The organism is Psychrobacter proteolyticus (assembly GCF_038155145.1).
Classification (GTDB): Bacteria; Pseudomonadota; Gammaproteobacteria; order Pseudomonadales; family Moraxellaceae; genus Psychrobacter; species Psychrobacter proteolyticus_B.
On sequence record NZ_JBAKAY010000006.1, the window covers coordinates 74,248 to 95,787 of the forward strand.

Sequence of the window (21,540 nt, forward strand, 5' to 3'; positions counted from 1 at the left end):
CATTTTGAGAGCTATTTTACTTCGCTGTGGTTCTTAGCAGCTTTTACAAAACTATTAAACAATGGATGACCACCACGTGGTGAGCTAGTGAACTCTGGATGGAACTGTACAGCAACAAACCATGGATGCTCAGAAATCTCAACTGACTCTACCAAATGCTGCTTGGCAGAATAACCAGAGATGGTCATACCTGCTTGCTCTAGCGGCTCAATATAACGATTGTTCATCTCATAGCGATGGCGATGACGCTCAGTGATATTGCTTGCACCATAAATTTGGCTTAGCTTACTACCAGAAACTAGCTCTGCTTGCTGTGCGCCTAGACGCATCGTGCCACCAAGGTCTGAATCGTCGCTACGAATCTGTAGCTCGCCGCGCTCATCTAACCACTCAGTGATCAGACCAATGATAGGCTCAGCTGTTTTACGATCAAACTCAGAAGAGTTGGCGTTAATGTTAAGTACGTTACGTGCATACTCGATTACTGCCAACTGCATACCAAGGCAAATACCTAAGTATGGAACGTTGTTTTCACGAGCATAAGTGATGGCTTTTATCTTGCCCATCGTACCGCGCTCACCGAAACCGCCTGGCACTAAGATAGCATCAGCATCGTTTAGCTGCGCAAGCAAAGTATCATCACCTTCTAGACGTTCAGCATCGATATAGTCAATCTTCACGTCTACTTTATGCGTGATACCTGCATGTAGCAATGCTTCGTTGATAGACTTATAAGCATCTGGAAGCTCGACATATTTGCCGACCATCGCAACAGTCACTGTTCCTTCTGGATTCAACTGTGCTTCAACTACTTTGTCCCAATCGCTCAAATCAGCTTCAGGCACATCAAGACCGAAACGCTCACAGATTAAATCATCAAGATCTTGCTCGTGTAATGTGCGCGGTATCTGATAGATACTCTGTGCATCTTCACACATGATGACCGCACGCTCTTCAACGTTGGTAAATAGCGCAATCTTGCGACGGTTGTCTTGTGAGATATGATGGTCAGAGCGGCAGATTAGGATATCAGGCTGTAGGCCAATAGAGCGTAGCTCTTTCACTGAATGCTGTGTCGGCTTGGTTTTGGTCTCACCAGCACTAGCAATATACGGTACTAAAGTAAGATGCATTAGCATGGCTCTATTACGGCCAAGCTCTACTTGCATCTGACGTACGGCTTCCATAAACGGAAGTGATTCGATATCACCAACGGTACCGCCAATTTCGATAATAGCGATATCATACCCTTCGCCACTGGCAAGGATTTTGTTTTTGATTTCATCAGTAATATGTGGAATAACCTGTACAGTACCGCCTAGATATTCACCACGGCGTTCTTTATTCAACACGTTCTGATAAATACGGCCACTGGTAAAGTTATTACTCTTACTCATTTTTGAGTGACGCAAGAAGCGCTCGTAATAACCCAAATCCAAATCGGTCTCTGCGCCATCTTCAGTAACGAATACTTCACCATGCTGAAACGGGCTCATTGTACCTGGATCAACGTTAATATACGGATCCATTTTGGTCATCGTGACAGTCACGCCACGTGCTTCTAAGACCGCTGCAAGAGAAGCTGCGGTGATACCTTTTCCTAGTGAGGACACTACCCCACCGGTCACGAATATAAACTTGGTCATAGTACTCTGTCGGTAATTGGTAAAGAAGGATTTTACTAAAAATACGCCACAAAATATAGGGCAAAAATGCAAACTGTCTGAAACTCTTATATTTTCGTGTTGGTAGCAAACATTTTTCTATTATTAAAACGCTACGCAACAAAAAACTCACCCCGAAGGATGAGTCTTTATAAATAACTTATAAGACAATCTAATTTAGAATTTGTATTCTAAACCGCCACCGATAGCGAGTAGATCGTAGTCAGCACCACCAAGGTCAGCTGAGTTTTGACCAACATAAGCATGAGCAATCATATTAGGCTTATAAGCATATTCACCACCAACTACGATTTGATCAGAATCAGCTTCATCAAAGCCAAGCAAGTTGTCAGTGTTATTGTATTGAATATAAACAGCAGCTGGCTTAGCGAAGTTATTTAGGCCCATCTTAGCACTAACAACTAGACCTTTTTCTTTATCATCGCCTCTGTTAGCTGCATCACTATCAAAATCAGCTACTTGATATAGAGCGCCAAGTACTACAGGAGCTGCCATATACTTGCCTAGATCAACAGTAGCCGTACCACGAATTAAATCGCCAGAAAGGTTAACATCTTTATCATAAGCAACACCAAATGTAACACCAGTACCGGCATCATACATTGCTGCAGCAGCAAAGCCATTATTACGATCACCACTATCAGAGACAAAAGACTCATCAGCGCTATACATAAGTGCAACATCTAATGGTAGGTTATTATATTTAGGAGCTTTCCAGATAACTGAATTGTTAATACGACCGCTATCAGTCATATTATAGCCGTTTTCATTTTCTTCAAGCTGATTTGAGCCTAGGTTATCCCAAAAACCACTACCAGAAGTCACAACGTTATTTACGTAATCAACAACTGATGTATTACGGCCAACGCGGATTTCACCATAGTTATCATTATTCAAGCCTAAGAAAGTATCACGGCTTTTGAATGCAATATTGTTATCATCACCTGCATTACCATCAATATTGATACCCACTTCGTACTGATAGATTACATCAGTATTAGCAGTAATTGCTTCAGAACCTTTGAAACCAAGACGTGAAGAATATGAGTTGATTTGGACGGCGTCCATATCGTCATCAGTACGAGTCTCATCATCTAAATTAACGTAGTCCATACCGACAAATGCTTTACCATAAACGGTTGGTGCTGCATTGGCTGCAGATACAGATAGGGCTGCGATTGCTGTAGCTAAAAGTAGTTTTTTCATGGGGTATCTCCACTTTACAATTGTAGTAATGAGCAAGCTATTATTAGCTGGCGCCCATAATGGTATCGTCACAAATCCTCAAAGATATAATGTGTAACTGGCTACCGAGATTAGTCAGAAACAAGTGTGGCGAAGTTCTATTACAGTAAGATGAAAAAAACCATGATTTACATAACTGGGATTAAAAAAGTAACTGCCATGTAATCTTTAGTTTTTATCCTTCCATTGCGTAACATCCGTTACCAAACTCATACTTCGAGTACAAGCATAACAACTTTGACATAATTTGCAACATATTTTTTTGCCTTTTCGATACATCTATTATCAAATAACAGATACTTTACTTTATTTGAACGATTGTTAAAAAACTTCCACTTACTCAATTAGATACGAATAATATTGGTTAATATGATTACTAATATTCTTAAATTTTTATAATAAACATCGAATAATAGTCCAAAATAAAGCGCTATTTACTAGAAAATAAATAGCGCTAATTAAGAAGTTAATAATCTATTTGAGCAAATTTATCAGTTACAAACGAGCAAGACTGACTGGCATACTTGCTCATCAAGTATGCTCAAATACCTGTCATATTTAGTCTATTGTTCTAAGCGTTGGCTTTAAGATCCAAACGTGCTTGATGCAACAATGGCTCAGTATAACCACTAGGCTGCTCACGTCCTTTAAAGACTAAATCACAGGCGGCTTTGAATGCATAAGAGCTATCGAAGTTATCTGCCATTGATTGATAGTCATCATCGCCTGCATTTTGCTCATCGACGACCTTGGCCATGCGTTTCATCGTATCCATCACTTGCTGCTCACTAACCACGCCATGATGCAACCAGTTAGCAATATGTTGGCTTGAGATACGTAAAGTAGCACGATCTTCCATGAGACCGACATCATTGATATCAGGCACCTTGGAGCAACCAACGCCTTGATTTACCCAGCGTACGACATAACCCAAAATACCTTGAGCATTGTTTTCAAGCTCTTGCTGCTTTTCTTCGTCAGTCCAGTCGGTATTTTTTGCTAATGGGATGGTCAAGATGTCGTCCAAGCTAGCGCGCTCGCGTGACTTTAGCGTGTCCTGTACATCAGCTACGCTCACTTGATGATAGTGTATGCTATGCAAGGTAGCGCCCGTTGGTGATGGTACCCACGCAGTGCTAGCACCAGACTTAGGATGAGCAGCCTTAGTATCCATCATCTCTTTCATTTCATCAGGCTTAGCCCACATGCCCTTACCGATTTGCGCGCGACCTTGTAAGCCTGTCTCTAGACCGATATCGACGTTCCACTGCTCGTAAGCAGGCTGCCATGCTTGCGATTTCATCTCGCCTTTTGGTACAAATGGACCTGCATTCATGCTGGTATGCATCTCATCACCAGTACGGTCTAAGAAACCTGTGTTAATAAAGATAACACGCTCTTTGGCTTGGCGGATTGCTTCTTTTAAGTTTACCGTCATACGGCGCTCTTCATCCATGATGCCGATTTTAAGCGTATTGCGCTCTAGACCTAATAGGTCTTCTGACGCATTAAATAAGTCATTGGCCATTTTAACTTCTTCAGGACCATGCATTTTTGGCTTCACGATATACATTGAGCCTTGACGTGAGTTTGATAGCTCGTTTTTGCCTTTGATATCATTAAGTGATAATAGTGGCGTGATTAGGCCATCCATTAAGCCTTCAAATATTTGCTCTTGGCCCTCGCCCAAATCGACTAAGATTGCAGGGTTCTGCATTAAGTGACCGACGTTACGAATCAACAATAGCGAACGACCTGGTAAGATCAGCTTGCCACCATCTGGTGTGTTATATTCACGATCTGGGTTTTGCTTACGTGTACGCGTTTTGCCACCTTTTTCAAAGGTTTCTTGTAGGTCGCTATTCATTAAGCCAAGCCAATTACGATAAACTTCAACTTTTTCTTCTGCATCTACAGCAGCGACTGAATCTTCACAATCCTGAATGGCTGTCATGGCTGACTCAAGGAGTACGTCCTTGATGTTTGCTGGATCATCTTTACCCACTGGATGACTACTGTCGATTTGAATCTCAGCATGCAAGCCGTTGTTCTTTAATAGTACACCTGTAGGAGCTTCAGCGTCACCGACAAAACCGACAAACTTAGCCGTATCTTTTAGCTCGGTACTGCTATCACCTTGTACGACCTCAAGCTTGCCATCGACTACTTTAAAGCCAGTCACATCATTGTAAGAGCCTGATGCTAGTGTGAAATGCTCATCTAAAAATGCTTTAGCGTAAGCCACAACAGCAGCACCGCGAGTAGGATTATAGCTACCACCCGCTTCTTGACCATTTTCACTACTGATAACATCGGTGCCATACAAAGCATCGTATAAGCTACCCCAACGTGCGTTGGTCGCATTAAGCGCATAACGAGCATTACGAACTGGTACGACTAGCTGCGGCCCTGCAATGTGCGCAATTTCATCATCGACGTTTTTGGTATCAACCGTAAATGCTTCGCCTTCAGGTAGCAAATAACCAATTTCTTGTAGGAATGTCTTATAAGCTGGATAGTCTATTTCGCCATCTTTTGCAGGATTATCTAGGTGCCACTGGTCAATCTGTGCTTGAATCTTGTCACGAGTTTCTAATAGCGCTTTATTGCGCGGGGTAAACTCTTTAATAACCTTTTCGAAACCTGACCAATAATCGTCTGAATCCACACCGACTTTCGGTAATACTTCGTTTTCAATAAAGTCATATAACTGCTGATCGATGGCAAGACTGCCTTTTTGAATACGATTGGTGTTAGAAGACTGGCTCATATTGTTATCCTTATCTGTTCGTGAGGGGTACTAATACTGAGTTGTGACAGTAACTGTTTAAGATTTTTTAATCTTGTGAGGTTTTAAACGTTCATATCTCATTCATTGTGGAATCTTTGATTCTCTAATTTTTCTGAGAAGATATATCTACAAAGTTTATGTTCTAGTAAAAGGTAACCTATTAATATTAGACTTACTCTTTACTAAGAGCGAATCATAAAAGTAAGACGAAATGCTTAAATAGCAAAATCTCATCCTACTATCAAATAATAAAATTAACAAGGAAACACCATTCACTAAGTAAATACTTAGGCTGTTTAATAATGATAGTCTATAAGTAGCCTACTCTAGAGGCTATAATCATCATCTGGGAAATAGATGCAGCAATGTTAATATAAACAGTAAGTAATCATTGATACCTTTAATTATGCTTAACCGTTATCTATTAATAAACACCTATTGATGACTGTCAGTTATTTAGCATCGTATCTAGGTCAGACTAACGATATAATTACTCGTATTACCATTCATAAATAAAGCTTTCTTAGACTATGACTATCAATCAACAAGACCTCACGACATTACCATCAACAGTAAATGCTATAGATAACGAGAGTATCGAAAAAAAATCTGTCGAAGAAAATATCTCTCAAACTGTAAATAGTAGTGCTGAATCAGATCTAATCGAAGAAAAACTGCCTGAAGAAGACAGTGTCGATATTACGCATCTGCGCACTCCCATAAACGTAGACTTATCTCCTGTTTATAACTTCTTGGGTGCTCGAACTACGCAAGCTTGGGTAAATTCCGCGATTGACAACCTACCTATGATCATTCAAGACCATGCCAACTGCGAAAAAAAGGCCGCTGGTACTGCGATGAATTTGATATTTCGTTATGAGTTCTCTTATGACTTGCAACGTAAACTCGCACAGCTGATACGTGAAGAGATGCTGCACTACGAGCAAGTACTGGGCATCATGAATGAGCGCGGTCAAGAGTGGAAATATCTGAGTGCTGGACGCTATGCTAAAGGTATGTTGAAGCACAAACGCACTTACGAGCCAGCAGCGATGGTCGATGTATTGATAATTGGGGCATTTATTGAGGCGCGCTCTTGTGAGCGTTTTGCAGCGTTGGCCGAGGTCATCGATGATGAACGCCTAGCGAAGTATTATCGTTATCTACTCAAGTCAGAGAGTCGTCATTTTGAAGACTATCTTGCACTCGCTCAATCATTATCGGACGAGAATATCGATGAGCGAGTCGCTTTTTTTAAGGAAGTAGAGGCTGAATTAATAAGTAACCCAGATACTGAGCTACGCTTTCATAGTGGTACACCTGCTTAAAGCCCATGCCTTACCTAAGCCTATTACCTATATAATGTAGAAAGTAAAAATGTAGTAAGCAAAAAAGGCACTGTATTTGATACGAGTTATATACTCTTACCAAATACAGTGCCTTTTTATCTATATACAAATGCCTATTTATGTACAAATACTAATAGCTATTAATATAGTGAATTCTTACTTTTTATCTTCCATCAATGGACTATCATACTGTTTGTTGCTCTTGGCAACATTATGCGGATCATGATCTTCCGTAGCCTTTTCTGCTGCGGCTGGATTTGCTTTTTGTAATGCATCATCAGGGACAATACCATTATTGTCATCTGCATCTTTTAAGCTATGATCGTTATTGACGCTTTCGTTATGTGAGTTATTCATTAATACTCCCTACTATGATAATTACTCGTCTAACCCAAGAAACACTATAGATCTGTCGAAATTTAAACCTATCTAATCTTTTTCATCAGGATTTAAAATACGGGTTTGTGCGTTATCAATGTTGGCATAACGATTTAAATCATTAATACCCTCACTCTTTGGTGCTGCACTACCGACAGTATCTTCATTAATATTATCGTCAAATGCGGTACTGCCCTCTTGATCACGGCGATCTGGTTGGCGTGCTGGGTTGTCATTATCATTTACGTGTTCTGAGTCGACCACAGATTCATCAAAAGTATCAGTCCCTTTGTTCTCAGTAGTATTTCTTTCAATTGCACTATGATCATCAGATCCTAGTACTTCTTTCTTGTCTATTGCTGAGTCTTTGGCTTGCATTATCATATCCTCTTTTTTATATTTATAATTTTGTAGATTTAGTTAGCCCGCTGTTATCTATAGTCCTTTACTCATTACCTTTTTGGCTTAAGTCGTAGGCACTTAGTTCTGCTGCATTCTTGCCACCAGCTGGAAGATTCTCTTCTTTACGTGGATCAGCATAAACTTCGTCAGTCTCTTGTGAGTCTTGCTCAGGGCCATCAATTTCAGGCTTGTGCTTGCGCCCTGCATAGCTATTTTTAGGGTTTTCTAATTGATTAGCAGCAGGGTCATCCACGATTACTTTTTCTTCTGGATCTGTTGCTAATGGTTCTTGCATAGTCATGGCATATCCCTCGCTTTATTATTTGTTGTTATCGTATATTAGGTCGGTGTTTGATGTCGTATATTACTTATCAGTACGTAGATCATCATCGATAAAAGGTGTTTGCTCTTCTTCGCTTAATGATTCAGGGGCATCGACTTTTTTATTTTCTGCTAATTTTTTTTCGACTTCCTGAGTATTTACCTGCTCTGCAGCTTGCTTGATATCTGAATTGTCATCATTAGTAGTACTCATGGCTTACTTCCTATTATTGTGATTTGATTACACGGTTTTAAAACATTAAATAGATATATGTTTCGAGATTGCACCAACGCCCAAATGAATAACCAATACTTATCAAGTAGCGTCAGAATTGATATTAATTATAGGTATGACCTTGGGTAATGCACCAGTGTACTGCCGTATCAATATGTGAATAATTGTGAGGTTGCAAGTCAGTTTGTAACTTTTGCAATTGGTGAGCAAAAAAAACCAAGCACTAGTATTTACCAGTGCTTGGTCAGATAGATAATCGAATAGCTGATTATCGCCTAAAGGTACTTTTACAAATTAGCTAGACTCTTCGACACGATTAATCGTTTTTAATAAATGCTCTTGTGCGACATGTGGCTCCTCGCCTGCTGCTGGCTGTAGCTGCTGCCAAACGCCAGTGCCATCAAGTGTCCACGCTTGCGTATTATCCTGTAAGTAGTTAATTAAGCCATCTTGATAAATCTGCTTAAACAGTTTTTTGTTCTCAATTGGGAACGCCACTTCTACGCGATGGAACAGGTTACGATCCATCCAGTCTGCACTACCGCAGTATAAGCGCTCATCGCCGTCATTATAGAAATAATAAACGCGTGTATGCTCTAAAAACCGACCGATAACAGAGCGCACAGTAATGTTTTCGGAGAGTCCTTTTACTTGTGGACGTAGACAACACATAGACCGCAAGATAAGCTCAATTTTAACACCTGCCTGCGAGGCATCATATAACTTATCAATGAGGCGTCGCTCAGTTAGCGCATTGGCTTTGATAATAATATGAGAACGTTTGCCCGCTTTGGCATGAGCGATTTCATCATCGATAAAGCTCATCAATTTTTCATGCAAAGTAAAGGGTGCATGTAGCAGTTTTTTGAGGTTGGCAGGCTTACCCATGCCGGTTAGCTCTTGGAATATCTTGTGAACGTCTTCTGAGATATCAGGATCAGCGCTGAATAAGCCATAGTCCGTATAGACCTTGGCATTGGCCGCATGATAGTTACCAGTGCCTAAATGAACATAACGACGGATTCGGTCTTCCTCGCGGCGTACGATTAACATAAGCTTGGCATGAGTTTTATAACCGACGATACCGTAGACCACGACCGCGCCTGCTTCTTGTAGATAGTTGGCAACTGCGATATTAGACGCTTCATCAAAACGCGCACGCAGCTCGATAACAGCCGTGACTTCTTTGCCATTACGAGCAGCGGCCGCAAGTGCTTTGACAATTTCTGAATTGGTACCTGAGCGATATAGCGTTTGTTTAATCGCCAATACTTTGGGATCGCTTGCTGCTTGCCAAAGTAAATTAATAATCGGTGAGAACGCATGAAAAGGATGATGAACCAACACATCGCTTTTACGCATGGCAGCAAACATACTGGTCGATTTATCTGACTTATCCATTTCTCGGCGAAATGCCTTTGGCACGACATGAGTAAATGGCTGGTAGCGTAGCGCAGGAATATTAAAGTCAAATAGCAAGCGCGTTAGATTGACTGGGCCATTGACACGGTATAGCTGATTGTCATGCAACTCAAACTCATTAAGCAGATACTCACTGATATGTGTTGGGCAATCGGTTGTGACCTCAAGGCGCACCTTATCACCAAAGCGACGGTTTTCAAGCTCGCCTTCTAGTGCTTTGGCAATGTCTTCAACATCATCAGCCAAGTCTAAATCGGCATTACGTGTCAGCCTAAATTGATGACAGCCTGTCACACTCATCCCAGGGAATAGCTCACCGATATGCTCATGAATAATAGCGGATAGCATCACATGATGCTCTTTACCACCAGTTAGCTCATCTGGCAGACGAATCACACGCGGTAGACTGCGCGGCGCAGGCACAATCGCCAAGTTGATATCACGTCCAAAGGCGTCTTTGCCTTCTAATGTAGCGATAAAGTTTAAGCTTTTATTTACCAGACGCGGAAATGGATGCGCCGGATCAATGCTAATCGGCGTCAATACGGGTACGACTTGCTCCGTAAAATAACGCTTCATCCATGCAGACTGCTCAGCGTTTAGCTCATCACGTTTCAAGTAACGAATATCTTCGAGCGCAAGTGCTGGCAGGATATCCTCATTGAGAATACGATACTGCTCACTGATTGCGGCATGAGTGATAATAGATATCTCGTTTAGCACTTCGCTAGGGCGCATGCCATGAGCACTGGTCGATACATCACCGATATTGAGCTTTTGCATGATACCAGCGACCCGAATCTCAAAAAATTCATCAAGATTGGATGAAAAAATAATCAAGAAAAATAAGCGTTCAAGCAGTGGGTGACGTGAACTAGATGCCTGCGCTAATACTCGCAGATGAAACTGTAATAAAGACAAATCACGATTGATATAACTGCTCGGTGAATAGCTGCCATCTGCTGAGCGTTGCCATTCGACTTCTGCTAAATTATTTGGGCTATTATCTACACTAATGTCTTTATCAATATTGTCGTTAGCGCCGTCTTCAACATTATCAACGTCAATCATATCGTTAACATCACCACTGCCCTGATTACTAGTCATCTCTACCACGTCACTACTCCTTTTGCGTTATCGATACGCCATCATCTTTTATCGTTCTGTCTTTTCTAGGGCATGTCCTAGTCTTATTCGAAATAGCCTAGCTTACAACATCCAATCCTATAATCTAGCCCAGCCCTAGTGCCTTATATTTATGAAGACGCTTGCGGTAATACAGCATTTTTCATACGTTTTTTGATAATTCGTTGCTTGTTACGTAAACGCTTATCACCTTGATTGTCTTCGTAGTACTTTGGATTGGTAAGCATCGCAATCAGAAGTGCTGACTCATCTCGGTTTAGATTAGCCGCAGACTTATCGAAATAATGATGCGCTGCTGCATCGATACCATAGATACCATTCCCAAACTCCGCCACATTTAGGTAAGCGGTCATAATGCGCTGCTTGTCCCATAGCGTCTCAATCATCACAGTGATGACAGCCTCTTCAGCTTTACGCACATAAGAGCGATGCGAGGTGAGGAACAAGTTCTTTGCCAATTGCTGAGTAATCGTTGAGCCACCGGCAGACATCTTACCTGTCTCTTCATTTTTCTTTTGCGCCGCTTTGATACCTTTAAAGTCAAAACCACTGTGCTGACTAAACGTCGAGTCTTCACTCACAATCGCCGCTTGCTTGGCAGATTTGGCAATCGCATCATATTCAGCCCATGTCTGAGTGACTGTGCCGCCCGTTAGGCGATGCGTCAACATAAACATACTGTTGTTAATTGGCTGTGTTTTCCAAATTAATAGTAGCCCGACGACCAATATATGGAATGCGACAACCAATAGCATAATTGCCAATAACAGACGTTTGATAAATGTGCCAAAACTTGCCATGCGCGATATCCGAGTGGTTAAAAAAGTAATAAGATAAGATAGATACTCTATTAATGACTATGAGACATCAACTAAGAATCAATGATTGTAAACGGGCTATTTATAGCCAATCATTAACTGTTGAGCATTAGTCATTAATAACGATCAATAGCAGGTCATCTTACCTAATCTCACAATCGCTGTCATTATTTACCCCACTTCTTTATGATGTAATGACCGTTAAAGTATTTTATGTTTTAAATAAGCGCGTGCTGAGCATCAGCGCTTTGCAATCAGTATGAAGATAAGAGACTACCCATGCACGATGATAATATAGAAGTATTACGAGCGCGTGTTATTGCAGCAAACCCAAGCCTAAACAGCACTGAAAATAACAATCAATGGTGGCTACTGGGCACCTCGGGCTGCCATTTATGTGATATTGCTGAGCAAATAATCACTCAGTTTCAGGCGGTACAACCGATTAGTTACCAACATGTCGATATTGCAGACTTTGGTGAGGCGCTGATGATGGAATTTGCCACAGCTATTCCTGTGATTTTGACACCATCCAAACGATTAAACTATCCGTTTTCAGTGATGGATTTGCAGCAGCTGCTCGCTTAATAGCATTAGACCTATAACAAAGACGTCCTATTACGATGATAAAGTGGTGAGAAATCATGAAAGATTTAAAACCTGTCTTAAAGAAAGTAACAGAGATTGAAGACTTGCGCCGTGTCGCTGAGCGCAAAGTGCCGCGTATGTTTTATGACTATGTCGATTCAGGCTCATGGACTGAGACCACGTATCGTAGTAATGAAACGGACTTTGACCGTATCAAACTGCGCCAGCGAGTATTGGTCGATATGGACAATCGCAGCCTAGCGACACAAATGATTGGTGAGTCCGTCAATATGCCCGTCGCTATCGCTCCAACTGGATTCACTGGCATGATGTGGGCAGATGGCGAAATTCATGCCGCGCGTGCCGCTGAAAAATTTGGCGTGCCCTTCTCGCTCTCGACCATGAGCATCTGCTCTATCGAAGATATCGCCACTCATACCAGCAAGCCGTTTTGGTTTCAGTTGTATGTCATGCGCGATCAAGACTATATGGCCAATCTGATTCAACGAGCCAAAGATGCCAATTGTTCAGCCCTAATATTAACTGCCGACTTGCAGGTCATGGGTCAACGCCATAAAGATATTAAAAACGGCTTGTCTGCACCGCCTAAACCGACACTTACCAACATCATCAACCTAATGACTAAGCCGCAATGGTGTATGAATATGCTAGGAACCAAACGTCGTAGCTTTGGCAATATCGTCGGTCATGCCAAAGGCGTTGAAGACTTGTCATCATTGAGCTCATGGACAGAAGAGCAGTTTGATCCACGTTTGAGCTGGGATGATGTGGCGCGTATCAAAGAAATGTGGGGTGGCAAGCTCATTATCAAAGGTATCATGGAACCTGAAGATGCCATCATGGCGGCCCGTAGCGGTGCTGATGCACTGGTCGTCTCAAACCATGGAGGCCGTCAATTAGATGGTGCACTGTCTTCTATTTCTGCGCTTTCTGACATCGTACAAGCTGTCCATGCTGAAGATAGTGATATCGAGGTATGGTTAGACAGTGGCATTCGCTCTGGTCAAGATGTGCTGAAAGCGATATCACTAGGTGCAAAGGGTACAATGATTGGTCGCGCTTTCCTCTATGGATTGGGCGCTTATGGTGAAGATGGTGTACGCCGTGCGCTCGAAATCATCTATAAAGAATGTGATATCTCAATGGCATTCTGCGGTCATACCGATATCAATAAAGTCACGGATGACATCTTGGTAAAAGGTACTTATGAGAATCTTAAAGTTGGTCACTTTTAGAGCTATTCATTTTTTAGTACTATCCGTTTTTAAGAATTTTGGACTTCTAAGAACTATCTATTTTTGAAAGCTATCAGCCAACAAGACTATGAAAACTTGTACCATGATGACCTGCGGATAAATAACATTATCTGGCCATACCCTTTATACTATATATACAACATTTTGATGATATCTCGCTTTTATGACCATTCAACAACTATTAAAAACAGCGCCCGTCACCACCTTGCTTCTAGCCAGCTTTATCGGGCTATTTATTATGCAGATACTAACGGGCGTCGATGCCAATAACCCTTCAACTGAGGCACTGCTCAAATGGGGTGCCAATGCATTACCTTTTACTATGGGTGATGATCCTTGGCGACTGGTCAGCAGTGCATTTTTGCACATTGGTCTAATGCATTTATTGTTTAATGGGTTCGCCATGTATTTCTTCGGGCAGATTGCCGAGCCGATGTTTGGCTCAGCCAAGTTTTTGGCATTATTTTTATTGGCGGCAATTGGCGGTAACTTACTCAACAGCTATGTGACATGGCAAAGTATCTTGTATGGTACGGGACAGCCCGGACTATCAGCTGGCGCGTCAGGCGGTATCATGGGTATTGGCGCGGCATTATTAATCGCGGCACTGTTTAAAATATCGGTCAATGGCATGGTGCTCAATCTTAAAAGCCTGATATTTATTATGGGCATCAATCTCGTCTATGGGTTTGCTGTACCGGGTATTGATAATGCTGGTCATATCGGTGGCGCAATCACAGGACTAGTGATTGCATTAGCTTTTGCCATTGGCTACCATCAGCGTCTAGCAGTCGCGCTTCAAAACGCAGCGATTCAACAACAGCGCACGTTCAACGCTTATCAAACCAACTACTCATACAGCGTTCACGACAACTCATCATATAACAGTCAGTATAGTGGCCAATATCGTGAACAACACGATAATCAAAATTATTATGATGCTATTACTATCGGCCAATCGCCTCATCTTAATTCTGATTCTACTGAGCAAGATACTGCGTTTGCCAACAATGAAATGAATACAGCAGATATATATGCCGATAGCATTAATACTATCAATTCACCGTTAAACAATGGCACTGTTCATAATAGTATTGAACCCGAAGCACTTAAAAAACCCTCCATTATTTGGCAGCTCTTACCATGGCTTGCGATGTTACTTATCAGTATTGGTTTTGTCTGGTGGTGGCAAGATATTCACCAGCAATTACTACAAGTACTAAAAGCCATTGAGTAAATGCTCATACTTATCTATCATTGCTATATAGACTCCAAAAACAGCATACTGACCAACATTACTGATTCGTTTTATTGCTTACTCTTTTGAACACGTTTTGCCTAATCGCATCACTCAGCTATTTATACTCACTTACGAGATCCAATTATGTTAAAACTTGTAGCGCTACCTAATATCTCTACACGTACTATGTTTAGCGCGTTCACCGCTACTGCACTATTTAGTGTGGCTAGCCTGTCTAACGCCGCACTTTTTAATGACAACTTGCCGACTGACAAAGATGCTGAGCTTAGCGTTGGGGTCAATGTCATGGCGGTCAAATCAGCCTATGATCTCGAAGACAGTACTGAAGTGCGCGTGTTACCAGGTGCATTTTATGACAATAACAAAGTCTATGTACGCGGTGCACAAGCTGGTGCATATCTGATCAACGATGGTGTCAATCAGCTGTCTGCCTATGCCAAGCTTGCGGGTTCTGAGTTTGAGCCTGATGATGCCAATGGCGCACTTCAAGGCTTGGATGAGCGTAAATCATCAGCAGAAGCAGGTCTAAGCTACCAGCGTCGTACCGCTATCGGTGGCATCCGCGCGCAGATAGGTGCTGATGTATTAGATCGTAGTGGTGGTAACACGGCTCGCTTGACCTACCTTTCTAGAATCACTAAAGGCAAGCTAACAGTTTATCCAAGTATTGGCTTTGAATATCATGATGCTGACTACAATGAATACTACTATGGTGTCAGTGAAAAAGAGGCCGCTAAGACGGGTGTTGATGAGTATAAATCTAACTCAAGCTTGAATCCGTATATCAACATCAGTGCTAACTATGACTTTAATGAGCGCTGGGCAGGATTTGCCAATCAAAGCGTGAGCTATGTACCCAATGAGCAATATGATAGCCCAATGGTCGATTCACGTACTGAAGCGGCAACTACGCTTGGTTTGCTTTATAAGTTTTAATTGAGATTAGATGTTTGATATGAAAAGGCTAGGGAAATACACAGCCTTTTCCTTGTTCATAAAATCACTAATTTATATTGTCGATTACAAAGTGTATTTAAACCACTAGCAGAATTCTATACTAATAAAAATATTTAACTATATAGCGATAGAACGAGCCCTAACAATCTCAAGAGCATCCATAAACTCTTGAAAGTTTAAAATATTTTTACGCAAAACCTCTAAGTCGTTAAATATACCTTCTAATATAAAACTTGCTAATTTCGTTGGAACTACCATCCACATTGGGTTCCCAAAAGTTGATGGATAGCCAAGATCGCTTTCACCAACCATCCACCTCATTCCAATAGAATAGTTTTCTGAGTCTTTGTACTTACCTTTAATCAATGCGATTTCGCCATCAAAATAAAATACTTCCTTATAAAGATAATTTTTGGGTCTAGGGAACTCAGTCATAATTTATTTCCATATTAATATTGATCGAAAAAGACGTAGTATTTTGAGTAAAGCTAAGAATTACATAAAATTCCTAAAGCAAGAAAAACTATAAATACTAAAGTGTAGTCCAAAATATCTCTTCATGTTTATTGCCACTTTCGTCTTCCCAAATTATTCTAGATTGATATTTGCTAGGACTATCCATATGCAAAGATGCTAAGAGCTTAATTCTTGAACTTGGTTTCATTTCTTGATAGGGGAATATTTCTGATAATTCAGAATCAAATAGAGGACTATCTTCACAGTCAATCAACTCAAAATTAACATTGTATGCACTACCTTGTCCTGTGTTAGTAATATAAAAATTATACGCCTTCCCTAGTTTAGTCAGGCTCACATTAAATTTAGGCTTAGTCTTATCTGTTTTTTGCTCAGTGATACTTTCTATTTGAAGCCGAGATAACTCTGCTGTTACTTTTTCAAGCTCTAATTGTTCCTTAGCTAGCTCTCTTGTACGAACTAAGGAGATGGTTGAAATTATTGCTGCGATAATAGAAATTGTCAGACTTAAAACTTCAAATTTGCTCATTTGAAGCCCTTAAATAAATTTTTGAATATTTTCTCTGCTTCTGCCTTCGCTTCAGTTATGGCTACACCTTTCGCCTGCTCGAAACCTACCTCTTTTAAATCAGCTAACATGATTTCAAAATGGCAACTATTGCACTTAACAAAATCATTGTCTTGTAAATTCTCTGGATGCTCAAACTCATTATGCCCACATTGAGGACATTGTATTTCTATATGATCAGTTTTAGTCATCTTAACTCCTTATTGGTGTAATAATCAGTCTCTCTAGGATACTAGCATTTATATCATACACTTATAAACATTAATCGGGTTGTACGATATAACTATCGTCTCATATATATTAATGGATAAAAGTGCAAAGCTAGAACTAGCTACTGAAATGTGAACAAAAAAAGACCTTGCCACATAACGTGACAAGGTCTTTTTATTTCTAACTTCTCAGTGGCACAAATATGATGCTGCTACCAGAAAGACGAGTGCAAATAGTACTTATCGTACATTAAGCGAATCTGACGCCGTAGCAGGTCATTATTTGGTCTACTGCTTACTTAGGATGTACCATATCAGCAGGAATTACCCACTCATCAAACTGAGCTTCAGTTAATAGCTCTAGCTCAACTGCCACTTGCTTCAAAGTTTTGTTTTCTTTATAAGCTGTCTTAGCGATTTTTGCTGCATTTTCATAACCAACATGACGGTTCAATGACGTTACTAGCATCAATGAGTTGTGCAAGAAATCATCAATTTTGTCTTTTACTGGCTCAATACCAACGGCACAGTTTTCGTTGAAGCTGTTGCAAGCATCGCCAAGCAGTTTGATAGACTGTAACAAGTTAAACGCGATAACTGGCTTATACACGTTTAGCTCAAAGTTACCTGATGCGCCAGCCATGCTGATGGTTGTGTCGTTACCCATGACCTGAGCGACAACCATAGTCATTGCTTCTGACTGAGTTGGGTTTACTTTGCCTGGCATAATAGAAGAGCCTGGCTCATTTTCAGGAATCGTCAACTCGCCAAGACCACAACGAGGGCCAGATGCCAACCAACGTACGTCGTTAGCGATTTTGTTTAGGCTACCTGCTAGTGTTTTTAGTGCGCCTGAAGCGAATACTTCTGCATCACGAGCGGCTAGTGCTTCAAATTTGTTTGGTGATGTGACGAATGGCAAGCCAGTCAAAGTCGCTAGTTGCTCAGCTGATTTTACTGCATAGTCAGGATGGGCATTTAGACCAGTACCAACCGCAGTACCGCCTAGTGGCAATTCATATAAGCCTTGTAGCGCGTTGTCGATACGAGTCAATGAATGGTCAAGTTGGCTGACATAGCCGCTGAACTCTTGGCCTAAAGTCAAAGGCGTCGCGTCTTGTAAATGGGTACGACCGATTTTTACGATGCTATCGAATTCTTTGGCTTTTGCCGCTAGCGTATCGCGTAGTGCTTTTACCGCTGGAATCAGTAAGCTGTTGATTTGACGAGCAGCAGCCACACGAATCGCCGTTGGGAAGCTATCGTTGGTAGACTGTGCATGGTTCACATGGTCATTTGGGTGAATTGGCGTATAGCTGCCACGCTCAGAACCAGCGATTTCGTTGGCACGGTTGGCCAATACTTCGTTCATGTTCATGTTTGACTGAGTGCCAGAACCTGTCTGCCATACGACCAATGGGAACTGATCGACCAGACCGCCATTGATGATTTCGTCAGCGGCTTGTACGATGAGATCACGCTTGTCGCCTTCGATACGCTCTAGGCTTGCATTGGTAATCGCAGCGGCTTTTTTGACCAGTGCCATCGCTTCAATCATTGGACGCGGCAAAGTCTCGCCACCGATTTTGAAGTTTTCGCGGCTACGCTGAGTTTGCGCACCCCAATAAGCATCAGCTGGGACTTCTACGTTGCCCATGGTGTCTTTTTCGGTACGAGTTGCCTGATTCTGTGTCGACATAACTACCCTCTTTACTGGTTTGTTGTTAAATAACTGAACGATAAAAAGTGCAACAGCTGCTGCACATAAACGGAAATACGATGTAAAGTGGCGTTATGATAGCATGACTAAGGCGTGTTGAATATTCACAAATAGCCTTGAGCGATGCCTAAAAATGAATGTCTAAAAACGCCTGTCATCACCAATCTGATACTTCATTGGATAAGATACCTATGCACTCTAAAACTATGCACTCTGAAACTATGCACCCCAAACCAATACGACCTGAGCCAAATAACTTTGATTCAAACAACCTTGATCCAAATAATTTGGACTCAAAAAACGCTGAATCATCCGAACCTGTAATTAGCAACCCACCCAGACGGCACTTTACTCGCCAGCGTCGCCAGTTGAGTGCTGGTGCGCGCAGACAATATGCTCAGTCTGCAAGCTTTCATCTATCTAAGCTACAGCAATGTTTGCCAAAGCGTGCGCGTATTGGACTATATTACGATGGCTTTGGTGAACTACCCACTCAGCCAATATTAGACTGGTGTCAACGCTTAGGCTATTTACCTTATTTACCTGTTGTCGGTTCACTTGGTCGTACTAGCAATGGTAATGATGATAAACGCCTGCGCTTCGTACCTGTCTATCATTCAAAACTGGTCAATGTCCCCACTCGCATTCATCAATTGGGCATGAAGCAAAATCACAGCCGCGCTCTGCTATGGGCGTCAGAACTAGACGTGATTATTTGTCCACTTGTGGCGGTAGACCTAAACGGTAACCGTATGGGTATGGGTGGCGGGTTCTATGATACGACGCTTGGTAACAGCTATCGATCAGGTGCTTCAAGGCCGTTAAAAATTGGCTGGTGCTATGATTTTCAAGTGGTTGAGCAATTAGCGCGTCAACCGTGGGATGTGCCATTAGATGGCTTAATTACGCCAAGCGGCATAAGGTGGTTTTAATGAAAGATAATAAAACGTCTGAAAAAGACTCTAGCGCTGCTGATTCCAGTGCAGACAATGTGGATGAGTATTTGCAGACATTAGGCAATGAGGACGCTAGAGAGATACGTTACTACAGTCAAGAGCAACCTTTTAGCGCTGAGGAGATGACAAGGCTAGTCAATGAAGAGCGTCTAAATAAACTGCTGGTGCAAAGCGATGCGTTTTTGAGTAGTTTAAGCGGTGAGATAAAAGATTTTGATGATGAGTATTAAAAAGCATATGGATTAAGTAATAAAGAAAAATGAAAAAGGCGAGCATAGCTTATAGCTTATAGCTATACTCGCCCTTTATATCAAACCCAATCATTCAAATCACTTACTACAGCACCATCGCTGCAATCCAACCAAAGGCCAGTAGCGGAATGTTGTAATGTAAGAATGTCGGTATCACACTGTCTTTGATATGATCATGCTGGCCATCGATGTTTAGACCAGAGGTTGGCCCCAATGTCGAATCTGACGCAGGCGAACCCGCATCACCCAGCGCGCCAGCCGTACCGATAATCGCTACAGTAGCCAATGGCGAAAACCCTAAAGAAATGCATAGCGGCACATAAATCGCGGCCAAAATAGGAATGGTCGAAAATGAAGAACCGATACCCATAGTCACAATCAAACCAATCAATAGCATAATAAAGGCAGCCATCGCTTTGTTACCAGCGAACAGTGACGCTGCGCCATCGACCAATGGTTGAATCTGCTCAGTGGCTTTCATTACTTCAGCAAAGCCTTGCGCGGTAATCATAATAAAGCCAATCATCGCCATCAGTTTGATACCATCATTAAAGACGCCATCAGCATCACGCCACTTCACTACGCCAGTCGCCATAAATACACCGAAGCCAAACATCGAGCCGAGAAGTAGCGAGTCAGTATATAGCTGCACCACAAAAGCAGTCACGATAGCAGCCAATGCAACCAGCGTTTTTAACTTACTTTGCGACTGTGCACCAGCGGCAGTTTTACTTAAGGCATCACCTTCTACGACGGCATCATGCGCTTGCTGATCTATCGCAATCTGCTGATACACACGTGGCTTACGGTAGCTGATAAATACGGCAACCAGCAAACCAATCAGCATGCCCAACGCAGGAATCGCCATGGCTTGCACTACAGAAATATTGGCAACATCAATACCCGCTTCACCCACGTTTTTTAGCATAATCTGATTGAGGTAGATATCACCAAAGCCATAAGGAATAAACATATAGGTGGTGACCAGTCCAAACGTAATCAGACAAGCAATCAGGCGTCTATCAATCTGCATACGATTGAATGCTAATAATAGTGGCGGTACCAGTAATGGAATAAAGGCAATATGAATAGGGATTAAATTTTGGCTAAAGCAGCTCATGGTAATGAGGCCGGCAAACAGCATGTACTTAATCATGCCACTCGTACCAGCCGCATCAATACGCTTGATGACCGCACTTGCCAACGATTGCGGCAAGCCTGAATGAGCAATCGCTACCGCAAACGCCCCCAGCAGTGCATACGACAGCGCAATCTCTGCGCCATTACGGATGCCTTCTTGAAAAGCATTGAGCGTATCAGTAATACCAAGCCCTGCTAGCAGTCCACCTGCCAGCGCCCCGATTAATAAACTGAGCACCACGTGCACTCGCGAAAGTGACAGTCCTAGCATGATAATAACTGCTAGCAATACTGCATTGATGGCCATGTGTTGCCCCTTGTTCTTTATACTTTGGTCTTATTGA

At 41.9% G+C, this 21,540-nt stretch carries 21 protein-coding genes; 7 read left to right on the forward strand and 14 right to left on the reverse strand.

The window, feature by feature from the left end:
• Positions 1-11: 11 nt before the first annotated feature.
• The 3 genes from V6252_RS08940 to V6252_RS08950 form a co-directional block, all read right to left on the reverse strand.
• Positions 12-1,646, reverse strand: coding sequence for a CTP synthase (locus V6252_RS08940; RefSeq protein ID WP_341610140.1), 1,635 nt, complete (start codon positions 1,644-1,646; stop codon positions 12-14).
• 195 nt (positions 1,647-1,841) lie between these two features.
• Positions 1,842-2,891 carry a porin gene (locus tag V6252_RS08945; RefSeq protein ID WP_057761186.1) on the reverse strand — a complete coding sequence of 350 codons (1,050 nt, stop codon included), beginning with the start codon at positions 2,889-2,891 and terminating at the stop codon, positions 1,842-1,844.
• Between the two features lie 610 nt (positions 2,892-3,501).
• On the reverse strand, positions 3,502-5,700 hold the full coding sequence (locus V6252_RS08950) for a malate synthase G (protein WP_341610141.1): 2,199 nt from the start codon (positions 5,698-5,700) through the stop codon (positions 3,502-3,504).
• 551 nt (positions 5,701-6,251) lie between these two features.
• Here V6252_RS08950 and V6252_RS08955 point away from each other — a divergent pair.
• Complete coding sequence (locus V6252_RS08955; RefSeq protein WP_341610142.1) at positions 6,252-7,049, forward strand: tRNA-(ms[2]io[6]A)-hydroxylase; 798 nt, start codon at positions 6,252-6,254, stop codon at positions 7,047-7,049.
• A gap of 177 nt (positions 7,050-7,226) precedes the next feature.
• Here the strand turns inward: V6252_RS08955 and V6252_RS08960 are convergent, their stop codons facing one another.
• From V6252_RS08960 to mtgA, 6 genes are all read right to left on the reverse strand, one after another.
• Positions 7,227-7,427: a hypothetical protein gene (locus V6252_RS08960; protein WP_201568855.1), complete on the reverse strand. Its 201-nt coding sequence runs from the start codon at positions 7,425-7,427 to the stop codon at positions 7,227-7,229.
• Positions 7,428-7,499: 72 nt separating this feature from the next.
• On the reverse strand, positions 7,500-7,826 hold the full coding sequence (locus V6252_RS08965; protein WP_341610143.1) for a hypothetical protein: 327 nt from the start codon (positions 7,824-7,826) through the stop codon (positions 7,500-7,502).
• Between the two features lie 67 nt (positions 7,827-7,893).
• Complete coding sequence (locus tag V6252_RS08970) at positions 7,894-8,151, reverse strand: hypothetical protein (protein WP_341610144.1); 258 nt, start codon at positions 8,149-8,151, stop codon at positions 7,894-7,896.
• 63 nt (positions 8,152-8,214) lie between these two features.
• Positions 8,215-8,385 (reverse strand): hypothetical protein, encoded by a 171-nt coding sequence (locus V6252_RS08975; protein WP_341610145.1) that lies wholly within the window; start codon positions 8,383-8,385, stop codon positions 8,215-8,217.
• Positions 8,386-8,700: 315 nt separating this feature from the next.
• Positions 8,701-10,935 carry a polyphosphate kinase 1 gene (gene ppk1, locus V6252_RS08980; protein WP_425355874.1) on the reverse strand — a complete coding sequence of 745 codons (2,235 nt, stop codon included), beginning with the start codon at positions 10,933-10,935 and terminating at the stop codon, positions 8,701-8,703.
• Between the two features lie 149 nt (positions 10,936-11,084).
• Positions 11,085-11,774, reverse strand: a complete 690-nt coding sequence (gene mtgA / locus V6252_RS08985; RefSeq protein ID WP_201548202.1) for a monofunctional biosynthetic peptidoglycan transglycosylase — start codon at positions 11,772-11,774, stop codon at positions 11,085-11,087.
• A 297-nt stretch (positions 11,775-12,071) separates the two neighbouring features.
• Here mtgA and V6252_RS08990 point away from each other — a divergent pair, with 297 nt between their 5' ends.
• From V6252_RS08990 to V6252_RS09005, 4 genes are all read left to right on the forward strand, one after another.
• Entirely contained in the window at positions 12,072-12,380 is a 309-nt protein-coding gene (locus V6252_RS08990) for a glutaredoxin family protein (protein ID WP_341610146.1), read from the forward strand.
• A 56-nt stretch (positions 12,381-12,436) separates the two neighbouring features.
• Positions 12,437-13,636 (forward strand): alpha-hydroxy acid oxidase, encoded by a 1,200-nt coding sequence (locus V6252_RS08995; RefSeq protein WP_341610147.1) that lies wholly within the window; start codon positions 12,437-12,439, stop codon positions 13,634-13,636.
• 184 nt (positions 13,637-13,820) lie between these two features.
• Positions 13,821-14,894 carry a rhomboid family intramembrane serine protease gene (locus tag V6252_RS09000; protein ID WP_341610148.1) on the forward strand — a complete coding sequence of 358 codons (1,074 nt, stop codon included), beginning with the start codon at positions 13,821-13,823 and terminating at the stop codon, positions 14,892-14,894.
• 147 nt (positions 14,895-15,041) lie between these two features.
• Entirely contained in the window at positions 15,042-15,854 is an 813-nt protein-coding gene (locus V6252_RS09005) for a MipA/OmpV family protein (protein WP_341610149.1), read from the forward strand.
• 138 nt (positions 15,855-15,992) lie between these two features.
• Here V6252_RS09005 and V6252_RS09010 read toward each other — a convergent pair whose 3' ends face one another.
• The 4 genes from V6252_RS09010 to fumC all read right to left on the reverse strand — a co-directional run bounded on the left by V6252_RS09010 (position 15,993) and on the right by fumC (position 18,828).
• The gene (locus V6252_RS09010; RefSeq protein WP_341610150.1) at positions 15,993-16,310 is read right to left on the reverse strand and encodes a hypothetical protein; all 318 of its coding nucleotides are present in this window, start codon (positions 16,308-16,310) and stop codon (positions 15,993-15,995) included.
• 97 nt (positions 16,311-16,407) lie between these two features.
• Positions 16,408-16,881, reverse strand: coding sequence for a hypothetical protein (locus V6252_RS09015; protein WP_341610151.1), 474 nt, complete (start codon positions 16,879-16,881; stop codon positions 16,408-16,410).
• On the reverse strand, positions 16,878-17,111 hold the full coding sequence (locus V6252_RS09020) for a hypothetical protein (RefSeq protein ID WP_341610152.1): 234 nt from the start codon (positions 17,109-17,111) through the stop codon (positions 16,878-16,880). The genes V6252_RS09015 and V6252_RS09020 overlap by 4 nt, the downstream gene beginning before the upstream one ends.
• 313 nt (positions 17,112-17,424) lie before the next feature.
• Complete coding sequence (fumC, locus tag V6252_RS09025; RefSeq protein WP_102092240.1) at positions 17,425-18,828, reverse strand: class II fumarate hydratase; 1,404 nt, start codon at positions 18,826-18,828, stop codon at positions 17,425-17,427.
• Positions 18,829-19,040: 212 nt separating this feature from the next.
• On the opposite strand from fumC, the gene V6252_RS09030 reads away from it, so the two are divergent.
• Both V6252_RS09030 and V6252_RS09035 read left to right on the forward strand, forming a co-directional pair.
• Entirely contained in the window at positions 19,041-19,781 is a 741-nt protein-coding gene (locus V6252_RS09030; RefSeq protein ID WP_341610153.1) for a 5-formyltetrahydrofolate cyclo-ligase, read from the forward strand.
• On the forward strand, positions 19,781-20,035 hold the full coding sequence (locus V6252_RS09035; protein ID WP_341610154.1) for a hypothetical protein: 255 nt from the start codon (positions 19,781-19,783) through the stop codon (positions 20,033-20,035). The genes V6252_RS09030 and V6252_RS09035 overlap by 1 nt, the downstream gene beginning before the upstream one ends.
• A 106-nt stretch (positions 20,036-20,141) precedes the next feature.
• Here the strand turns inward: V6252_RS09035 and V6252_RS09040 are convergent, their stop codons facing one another.
• The gene (locus V6252_RS09040; RefSeq protein WP_341610155.1) at positions 20,142-21,503 is read right to left on the reverse strand and encodes a Na+/H+ antiporter family protein; all 1,362 of its coding nucleotides are present in this window, start codon (positions 21,501-21,503) and stop codon (positions 20,142-20,144) included.
• Between the last annotated feature and the right edge of the window lie 37 nt (positions 21,504-21,540).

Coding starts and splice junctions, on each gene's coding strand:
- V6252_RS08940 (WP_341610140.1), bottom strand. CDS start 1,646: ATGACCAAGTTTATATTCGTGACCGGTGGGGTAGTGTCCTCACTAGGA.
- V6252_RS08945 (WP_057761186.1), bottom strand. CDS start 2,891: ATGAAAAAACTACTTTTAGCTACAGCAATCGCAGCCCTATCTGTATCT.
- V6252_RS08950 (WP_341610141.1), bottom strand. CDS start 5,700: ATGAGCCAGTCTTCTAACACCAATCGTATTCAAAAAGGCAGTCTTGCC.
- V6252_RS08955 (WP_341610142.1), top strand. CDS start 6,252: ATGACTATCAATCAACAAGACCTCACGACATTACCATCAACAGTAAAT.
- V6252_RS08960 (WP_201568855.1), bottom strand. CDS start 7,427: ATGAATAACTCACATAACGAAAGCGTCAATAACGATCATAGCTTAAAA.
- V6252_RS08965 (WP_341610143.1), bottom strand. CDS start 7,826: ATGCAAGCCAAAGACTCAGCAATAGACAAGAAAGAAGTACTAGGATCT.
- V6252_RS08970 (WP_341610144.1), bottom strand. CDS start 8,151: ATGACTATGCAAGAACCATTAGCAACAGATCCAGAAGAAAAAGTAATC.
- V6252_RS08975 (WP_341610145.1), bottom strand. CDS start 8,385: ATGAGTACTACTAATGATGACAATTCAGATATCAAGCAAGCTGCAGAG.
- ppk1 (WP_425355874.1), bottom strand. CDS start 10,935: ATGACTAGTAATCAGGGCAGTGGTGATGTTAACGATATGATTGACGTT.
- mtgA (WP_201548202.1), bottom strand. CDS start 11,774: ATGGCAAGTTTTGGCACATTTATCAAACGTCTGTTATTGGCAATTATG.
- V6252_RS08990 (WP_341610146.1), top strand. CDS start 12,072: ATGCACGATGATAATATAGAAGTATTACGAGCGCGTGTTATTGCAGCA.
- V6252_RS08995 (WP_341610147.1), top strand. CDS start 12,437: ATGAAAGATTTAAAACCTGTCTTAAAGAAAGTAACAGAGATTGAAGAC.
- V6252_RS09000 (WP_341610148.1), top strand. CDS start 13,821: ATGACCATTCAACAACTATTAAAAACAGCGCCCGTCACCACCTTGCTT.
- V6252_RS09005 (WP_341610149.1), top strand. CDS start 15,042: ATGTTAAAACTTGTAGCGCTACCTAATATCTCTACACGTACTATGTTT.
- V6252_RS09010 (WP_341610150.1), bottom strand. CDS start 16,310: ATGACTGAGTTCCCTAGACCCAAAAATTATCTTTATAAGGAAGTATTT.
- V6252_RS09015 (WP_341610151.1), bottom strand. CDS start 16,881: ATGAGCAAATTTGAAGTTTTAAGTCTGACAATTTCTATTATCGCAGCA.
- V6252_RS09020 (WP_341610152.1), bottom strand. CDS start 17,111: ATGACTAAAACTGATCATATAGAAATACAATGTCCTCAATGTGGGCAT.
- fumC (WP_102092240.1), bottom strand. CDS start 18,828: ATGTCGACACAGAATCAGGCAACTCGTACCGAAAAAGACACCATGGGC.
- V6252_RS09030 (WP_341610153.1), top strand. CDS start 19,041: ATGCACTCTAAAACTATGCACTCTGAAACTATGCACCCCAAACCAATA.
- V6252_RS09035 (WP_341610154.1), top strand. CDS start 19,781: ATGAAAGATAATAAAACGTCTGAAAAAGACTCTAGCGCTGCTGATTCC.
- V6252_RS09040 (WP_341610155.1), bottom strand. CDS start 21,503: ATGGCCATCAATGCAGTATTGCTAGCAGTTATTATCATGCTAGGACTG.